The organism is Streptococcus sp. 2579 (assembly GCF_013277195.1).
Lineage (GTDB): Bacteria > Bacillota > Bacilli > Lactobacillales > Streptococcaceae > Streptococcus.
Window position 1 is genome coordinate 75,408 of sequence record NZ_VMMM01000001.1, and the last position, 6,935, is coordinate 82,342.

Here is a 6,935-nt window from a genome sequence, read left to right on the forward strand (position 1 = left end):
AATTTCCTTTTGTTTAAGAAAAGTCAGCCTTGCTTTTGACATCACTGTATTCTTCAGCGATTTCTTGGCTGAGAATATCTTCATAGGCAGGGAGTTGGATGTCCTGACCATATTTCTTCTTGAGGGCTGTAGTGACTAGGCGATAAGCCAGATTGGCATTACGAGAGAGGATAGGCCCGTGGAAGTAGGAACCAAAGACATTCTTATAATGAACCCCTTCGCCGACTTTTTCTTCGTTATTTCCATTTCCATAGACAACCTGTCCCAGTGGTTTTTGATCATCTGAGAGGAAGGTACGGCCCTGATGATTTTCAAAGCCATAGTAGGTTTCATTGAAATCTTCATTGTGAATCTTGATGTCACCGATAAAACGGTTATTGGTCTGGTTGAGCGTGTAGTGGCCCATGACACCTAGCCCTTCGATACGTCTCCCTGAAGCTTCAATATAATATTGACCCAATAGTTGGAAACCACCGCAGATAGCCAGAACCACACCGTCATTTTGGATGTAGTTGTCAATGCTCTCTTTTTTAGCAGGTAGGTCGTCTGCAATAATACTTTGTTCAAAGTCTTGACCACCACCAAAAAAGGCGATGTCATAGTGGTTTTCATCAAAATCATCATGGAGAGAAACGATGTCAACCGTCACATGGGCTCCCAGTTTTTCAGCAACATACTTGAGCATGAGGATGTTTCCATTGTCCCCGTAGGTATTCATGAGGTTACCGTAGAGGTGGGCAATGTTGAGCTGATAGGGGTAATTGCCATCTTTTGAGGAAAGTGAAGTATAAACCATTAGTTCATCTCCTTTCTAACAATCTGACGACTAGCCAGCAGTTCGCGGAATTCAAGCATAGCAGTATAGGTAGCCAGAATATAAGCATGCTTGCAGTCTTGGTTCTCAATGGTTTTAAGAACTTGTTCCAGACTACTTGTTTCAGTGATTTTCTCAGCTGGATAGCCTGTTACTCGTAGACGACGTGCGATTTCAGAATGGCGAACACCGCCAGCGTTGATTTCAGGAATGTCCATATCAGTGATTTGTTCAAAATCAGCATCCCAGATCCAGCTGGTGTCAATTCCATCTGCATAGTTGGCATTTAGGAGGACAGATAGGCTAAATGGATAAGGAGCTAGTTTAATCATCTCGATAGCTTGGGTCGCACCGACTGGATTTTTAATCAAGACGAGGGTACATTCCTTGTCCCCGATGTGGAAGGTTTCTTGGCGTCCAAAGACTGCACGGCTCTTGTCAAATCCCTGCTTGATGAGTTGTGAATCTGCACCAAGGAAACGGGCGATAGCAACTGCAGCTAGGGCGTTGTAGATATTGTAGAGACCACCGATTTGAATACCGTATTCTTGTCCGTCAATGACAAAGCGAGAGCGATTGTTGGTCAACTCAACCAGTTCTGTCAAGCGATAGTCCAGATCAGGACGTTTACATCCACAGCCTTCACAGATATAGGCACCCAAATTTGCATAGGTATTATGCTCATATTTGAGGATTCCTTGGCAGTCAGAACAGAGAATCCCTTCTGTATTATAGTGAGCCAGCTGGGCTGGCCCTTTCTCCAAGTCAAAACCAAAATACTGTATAGGATTTGGAATAGCTGGTTTGTAGAAAAGTGGACTATCTCCATTAAGAAGAACAGTGGCAGTAGGCACCTTACGAATAGCATCCAAAATCATCTTATAAGTTGTGTAAATCTCACCATAGCGATCCATCTGGTCACGGAAGATGTTGGTGATGACAAAAAGGCTTGGCTGGATATAGTCACAGATACGAGATAGGCTGGCTTCATCGATTTCTAGGACGGCAATATTTTTCCCAGTTTTAGAAGATTTGGCTGTTAAGAAGGTTGTCGCAATTCCTGTGATCATGTTAGCACCGCTTGGGTTGGTTAGAACTTGACCATAAACCTCTTTTAAAATGCCGACAGTGAGGGCAGTTGTCAAGGTTTTTCCGTTGGTTCCAGTGACCACGACAATCTCGTAGTTCTTAGCAAGGTTTTGTAAAATATCTTTATCAAATTGAAGGGCAAGTTTTCCTGGGAGCGTACTTCCACGGCCAAGACGGCTTAAAACGAAGTGGGAAGAACGCCCAGCAAGAAGGCCCAAAGTAGTTTTTAAGTTCATGTTTCTATTATATCACAAAAGAGGGAAAAGACAGATTTGGTGTTTCGCAGAAGCAAAAACAGCCCAAAGAGGGCTGTCAGTTAAGATGAGATTTCAACTTAAATCGCAAACAAGTCATTCAAGTTCTCAGCCAAGGTTGGGTGAGTGAAGATTTGTTTTGTGAAGTAAGTGTAAGGAATTTTGTTGTCCATAGCAACAGTGATGATGTTGATGATTTCTTGAGAACCTTCTGAAAAGATGCTTGCTCCAAGAATTTCTTTTGTTTCAGTATTAACAACAGCTTTGAAAGCTCCGCGAAGGTCTCCATTTACATGGCCACGAGGCATTGCTGCAACAGGGATTTCCTTAACGGCGTATGGAAGTTTCAAATCAGCCGCTTGGCTTTCAGTCAAACCGACTTGTGAAAGGGCAGGTGTGATAAACATGGTGTTTGGTACATTGAGACGGTCTTCAAGCGTGTAGCTACCATCTCCAGCAAGGTAGCTGTAAACAACACGGAAGTCATCAAGTGAAATGTAAGTAAATTGAAGGCCACCGTTGACATCTCCAACTGCAAAGACACCAGGAACGTTTGTTTGACAATGTTTGTCTACTTTAATAGCGCCACGTTCAGTTAGTTCAATATCTGTATTTTCAAGTTGAAGTGGTTCTACATTTGGTTTGCGTCCAGTTGCGTAGAGAAGGGCGTCGAAACGGTAAGTTTCGTTTTCAGTCACGACAAGGACTTGGTCACCATCGTTTTTGATTTCAGTAGTATGGATATTTTGAAGCAATTCAATGCCATCTTCTTCCATGTATTGTTTAGCAAGAGCTGCGATGGAAGGTTCTGCACGAGGAAGGAAAGTATCCAAGGCATCTAGAACTGTGACCTTGCTTCCAAGTTTGTTGTAAAGGCCGGCAAATTCAAGACCGATATTTCCACCACCAAGGACTCCAAGGTTTTCAGGCAATTTGTCCAAGTTTTGGATACCTGTTGAGTCAAAGACGTTTTTGCTTGTAGCAAGTCCAGGGATTGGCAAGACGTTTGAAACAGCACCAGTATTGATGACGATTGTTTCAGCAGTCAGTTCTTTCTTTTCATCACCAGCTTGAATTTCAATGACTTTATTTGAAAGGAAGTGAGCTTCCGCATCAAAGATATCTACGCCTGTACCTGCAACAGTAGCATAGTTTTTACCATTGAGGCGACCAGTGATCGTGTTTTTGGTAGCAATGACTTCTTCAAAAGACAAGTCTTTCTCAGCAGCAACTAGCAAAGTTTTAGTTGGGATACATCCGATGTTGATACAAGTTCCACCGTACATAGCTTTGCTACGTTCAATGAGGGCAACTTTTTTGCCAGCTGAAGCCAATTTACCAGCTAGTGTTTTACCAGCTTTACCAAATCCGATAACGATTAAATCATAAGTTAACATTTAGAGTTCCTCCTATTCGCATTTCATTCTAGCACAAGAAAAAAACTTTTGCACAATTCTGCTACGAAAAAGACAGAAAAAGATAAAAACGCTTTCCAGACAAAAAACTAGTAATTTTTTGACAAGCTTGATAAACTAAAATCCTATCTATTTTTATATAAGATAGAATAAATGTCCGAAAATAGGAGGTTTTATGAAATCGAATCGTTATATTATTGCCTTTGCTGGGGTCATTTTACACTTAATGCTGGGTTCTACTTATGCTTGGAGTGTTTATCGCAACCCTATTATTGAAAAAACGGGATGGGATCAGGCTTCTGTTGCCTTTGCCTTTAGTCTAGCAATCTTTTGTTTGGGCTTATCTGCTGCATTTATGGGACGTTTGGTAGAAAAATTTGGTCCGAGAGTCATGGGGAGTCTATCTGCTTTTCTATACGCAGGTGGAAATATCTTAACAGGATTTGCGATAGACCGTCAGGAACTGTGGTTGTTGTATCTCGCTTATGGCATTTTAGGTGGGCTTGGTTTGGGAGCAGGCTATATTACCCCTGTGTCAACGATTATAAAATGGTTTCCTGATAAACGTGGTCTCGCAACAGGTTTAGCGATTATGGGGTTTGGTTTTGCTTCTTTATTGACTAGTCCCATAGCGCAACATCTCATCGCAGGGGTAGGGCTTGTAGAAACTTTTTATATTTTAGGTGCAAGTTACTTTATTATCATGCTCCTAGCTTCACAATTCATTAAGCGTCCAAATGAGCAAGAGCTTGCAATTTTATCTGCTTCAGGGAAAGAAAAAACAGCCTCTTTGACGCAAGGAATGGCTGCAAATCAGGCTCTAAAAAGCAATCGGTTTTATATACTTTGGATTATTTTCTTTATCAACATAGCTTGTGGTTTAGGCTTAATTTCAGCGGCATCGCCAATGGCACAGGAGATGGCTGGCTTGTCTACAAGTCATGCAGCAGTAATGGTGGGCGTTTTAGGGATTTTCAATGGATTTGGTCGCTTGCTCTGGGCGAGCTTATCTGACTATATCGGTCGCCCCCTAACCTTTAGTATATTACTGCTTGTCAATCTTTTCTTTTCTCTCTCACTTTGGCTCTTTACAGATTCCGTTTTATTTGTAGTCGCTATGTCTATTTTGATGACTTGCTATGGAGCTGGTTTTTCTTTGATTCCAGCTTATCTCAGTGATATTTTTGGAACCAAGGAATTGGCTGCTCTGCATGGATATATTTTAACAGCTTGGGCCATGGCTGGTTTAGCAGGACCTATTTTATTAGCAGAAACTTATAAAATGGCTCATTCTTACACACAAACCTTGTTCGTTTTTATCATTTTATATAGTATCGCCTTGGCTTTGTCTTATTATCTAGGTCGTTCCATCAAAAAGGAAAGCCAAAAACCGCTTACATGATTTTCTGTAGAAATGGGGCTATCTTTTGCTCTGGTCTTGTGTTATACTAGATGGGTTGCAAAGAAAACAGTACTTTTCTTTTGTGGAAAAGAAGCAACACGATTTTGTATCCAGTATATGAAAATACGTCATAAAAAGAAAAGTATAAACTAAGTCCTATAGGGTGGCTTCGCACCACCTTTAGAAAGAAGAACAACGTGAAATTTAATGAATTAAACTTGTCTGCTGATTTGCTAGCAGAGATTGAAAAAGCTGGTTTTGTAGAAGCCAGTCCTATCCAAGAACAAACCATTCCTTTGGCTCTAGAAGGCAAGGACGTTATCGGTCAAGCTCAGACTGGTACAGGAAAAACCGCAGCCTTTGGCTTGCCAACCCTTGAAAAAATCCGTACAGAAGAAGCGACCATCCAAGCCTTGGTTATCGCTCCAACTCGTGAACTCGCTGTCCAAAGTCAAGAAGAACTCTTCCGCTTTGGTCGTAGTAAGGGAGTCAAAGTCCGCTCAGTATATGGTGGATCAAGCATTGAAAAACAAATTAAGGCTCTTAAATCTGGTGCCCATATCGTGGTGGGAACTCCAGGTCGCCTCTTGGACTTGATTAAACGCAAGGCCTTGAAATTACAAGATATTGAAACGCTTATCCTTGACGAAGCCGATGAAATGCTCAACATGGGCTTTCTTGAAGACATCGAAGCCATTATCTCGCGTGTCCCTGAAAATAGACAAACCTTGCTCTTCTCAGCAACTATGCCAGATGCCATCAAACGTATCGGTGTTCAGTTTATGAAAGAACCTGAGCATGTCAAGATTGCTGCTAAGGAATTGACCACAGAATTGGTTGATCAATACTACATCCGAGTTAAAGAACAAGAAAAATTTGATACCATGACTCGTCTCATGGATGTGGAACAACCAGAACTTGCTATCGTATTTGGTCGTACCAAGCGCCGTGTGGATGAATTGACTCGTGGTCTGAAAATCCGTGGCTTCCGTGCAGAAGGAATTCATGGAGACCTAGACCAAAACAAACGTCTTCGTGTCCTTCGTGACTTCAAAAATGGGAACCTTGATGTTTTAGTTGCGACGGACGTTGCAGCGCGTGGCTTGGATATTTCAGGTGTGACCCATGTCTATAACTACGATATTCCACAAGATCCTGAAAGCTATGTTCACCGTATCGGTCGTACAGGTCGTGCTGGTAAGTCAGGTCAGTCTATTACTTTCGTATCACCAAATGAAATGGGCTACCTCCAAATCATTGAAAACTTGACTAAGAAACGCATGAAAGGTCTCAAACCTGCAAGTGCAGAAGAAGCCTTCCAAGCTAAAAAACAAGTAGCTCTCAAGAAAATCGAACGTGATTTTGCAGATGAAACCATTCGTGCCAACTTTGAGAAATTTGGTAAGGACGCTCGTAAGCTAGCTGCCGAATTTACTCCAGAAGAATTGGCAATGTATATCTTGAGTCTGACAGTCCAAGATCCAGATAGCCTTCCTGAAGTGGAGATTGCGCGTGAAAAACCACTACCGTTTAAACCGTCAGGTAATGGCTTCGGTGGTAAAGCTAAAGGAGGTCGTCGTGGAGATGACCGTCGTGATAATCGCCGTGGAGACAACCGTCGTGGTGGTCGTCGTGATGAGTTCAACAAAGGAAGTCGTGGCAACGATCGTTTTGATAAGGAAAAACGTTACCGTAAGGATAATAAAAAACCACGCAATACTTCAAGCGAAAAGAAAACAGGCTTTGTTATTCGTAACAAGGGCGATAAATAAGAAAAAGCGGTTCAAAATGAATCGCTTTTTTATATAAGGAGACCGAATGTGAAAAGATAATACTCTTCGAAAATCTCTTCAAACCTCGTCAACGTCGCCTTGCCGTAGATATGTTACTGACTTCGTCAGTTCTATCTGCAACCTCAAAGCAGTGCTTTGAGCTGACTTCGTCAGTTCTATCTGCAACCT

The 6,935-nt window shown here is 42.0% G+C and carries 5 protein-coding genes; 2 read left to right on the forward strand and 3 right to left on the reverse strand.

The window, feature by feature from the left end; genetic code table 11:
* Window positions 1–13 precede the first annotated feature (13 nt).
* From gatD to HT725_RS00370, 3 genes are all read right to left on the reverse strand, one after another.
* A complete protein-coding gene (gene gatD / locus HT725_RS00360; protein WP_033686811.1) occupies window positions 14–796 on the reverse strand; it encodes a lipid II isoglutaminyl synthase subunit GatD in 783 nt (260 codons plus the stop codon).
* Window positions 796–2,139, reverse strand: a complete 1,344-nt coding sequence (gene murT / locus HT725_RS00365) for a lipid II isoglutaminyl synthase subunit MurT (protein ID WP_173252855.1) — start codon at window positions 2,137–2,139, stop codon at window positions 796–798. Before murT ends, gatD begins: the two co-directional genes overlap by 1 nt.
* A gap of 98 nt (window positions 2,140–2,237) precedes the next feature.
* On the reverse strand, window positions 2,238–3,554 hold the full coding sequence (locus HT725_RS00370; RefSeq protein ID WP_061817748.1) for an FAD-containing oxidoreductase: 1,317 nt from the start codon (window positions 3,552–3,554) through the stop codon (window positions 2,238–2,240).
* A 193-nt stretch (window positions 3,555–3,747) separates the two neighbouring features.
* On the opposite strand from HT725_RS00370, the gene HT725_RS00375 reads away from it, so the two are divergent.
* Together HT725_RS00375 and HT725_RS00380 are read left to right on the forward strand one after the other, a co-directional pair.
* The gene (locus HT725_RS00375; RefSeq protein ID WP_173218594.1) at window positions 3,748–4,974 is read left to right on the forward strand and encodes an OFA family MFS transporter; all 1,227 of its coding nucleotides are present in this window, start codon (window positions 3,748–3,750) and stop codon (window positions 4,972–4,974) included.
* A 197-nt stretch (window positions 4,975–5,171) separates the two neighbouring features.
* A complete protein-coding gene (locus tag HT725_RS00380; protein ID WP_173218596.1) occupies window positions 5,172–6,746 on the forward strand; it encodes a DEAD/DEAH box helicase in 1,575 nt (524 codons plus the stop codon).
* Window positions 6,747–6,935: the final 189 nt, after the last annotated feature.

Coding starts and splice junctions, on each gene's coding strand:
- gatD (WP_033686811.1), bottom strand. CDS start 796: ATGGTTTATACTTCACTTTCCTCAAAAGATGGCAATTACCCCTATCAG.
- murT (WP_173252855.1), bottom strand. CDS start 2,139: ATGAACTTAAAAACTACTTTGGGCCTTCTTGCTGGGCGTTCTTCCCAC.
- HT725_RS00370 (WP_061817748.1), bottom strand. CDS start 3,554: ATGTTAACTTATGATTTAATCGTTATCGGATTTGGTAAAGCTGGTAAA.
- HT725_RS00375 (WP_173218594.1), top strand. CDS start 3,748: ATGAAATCGAATCGTTATATTATTGCCTTTGCTGGGGTCATTTTACAC.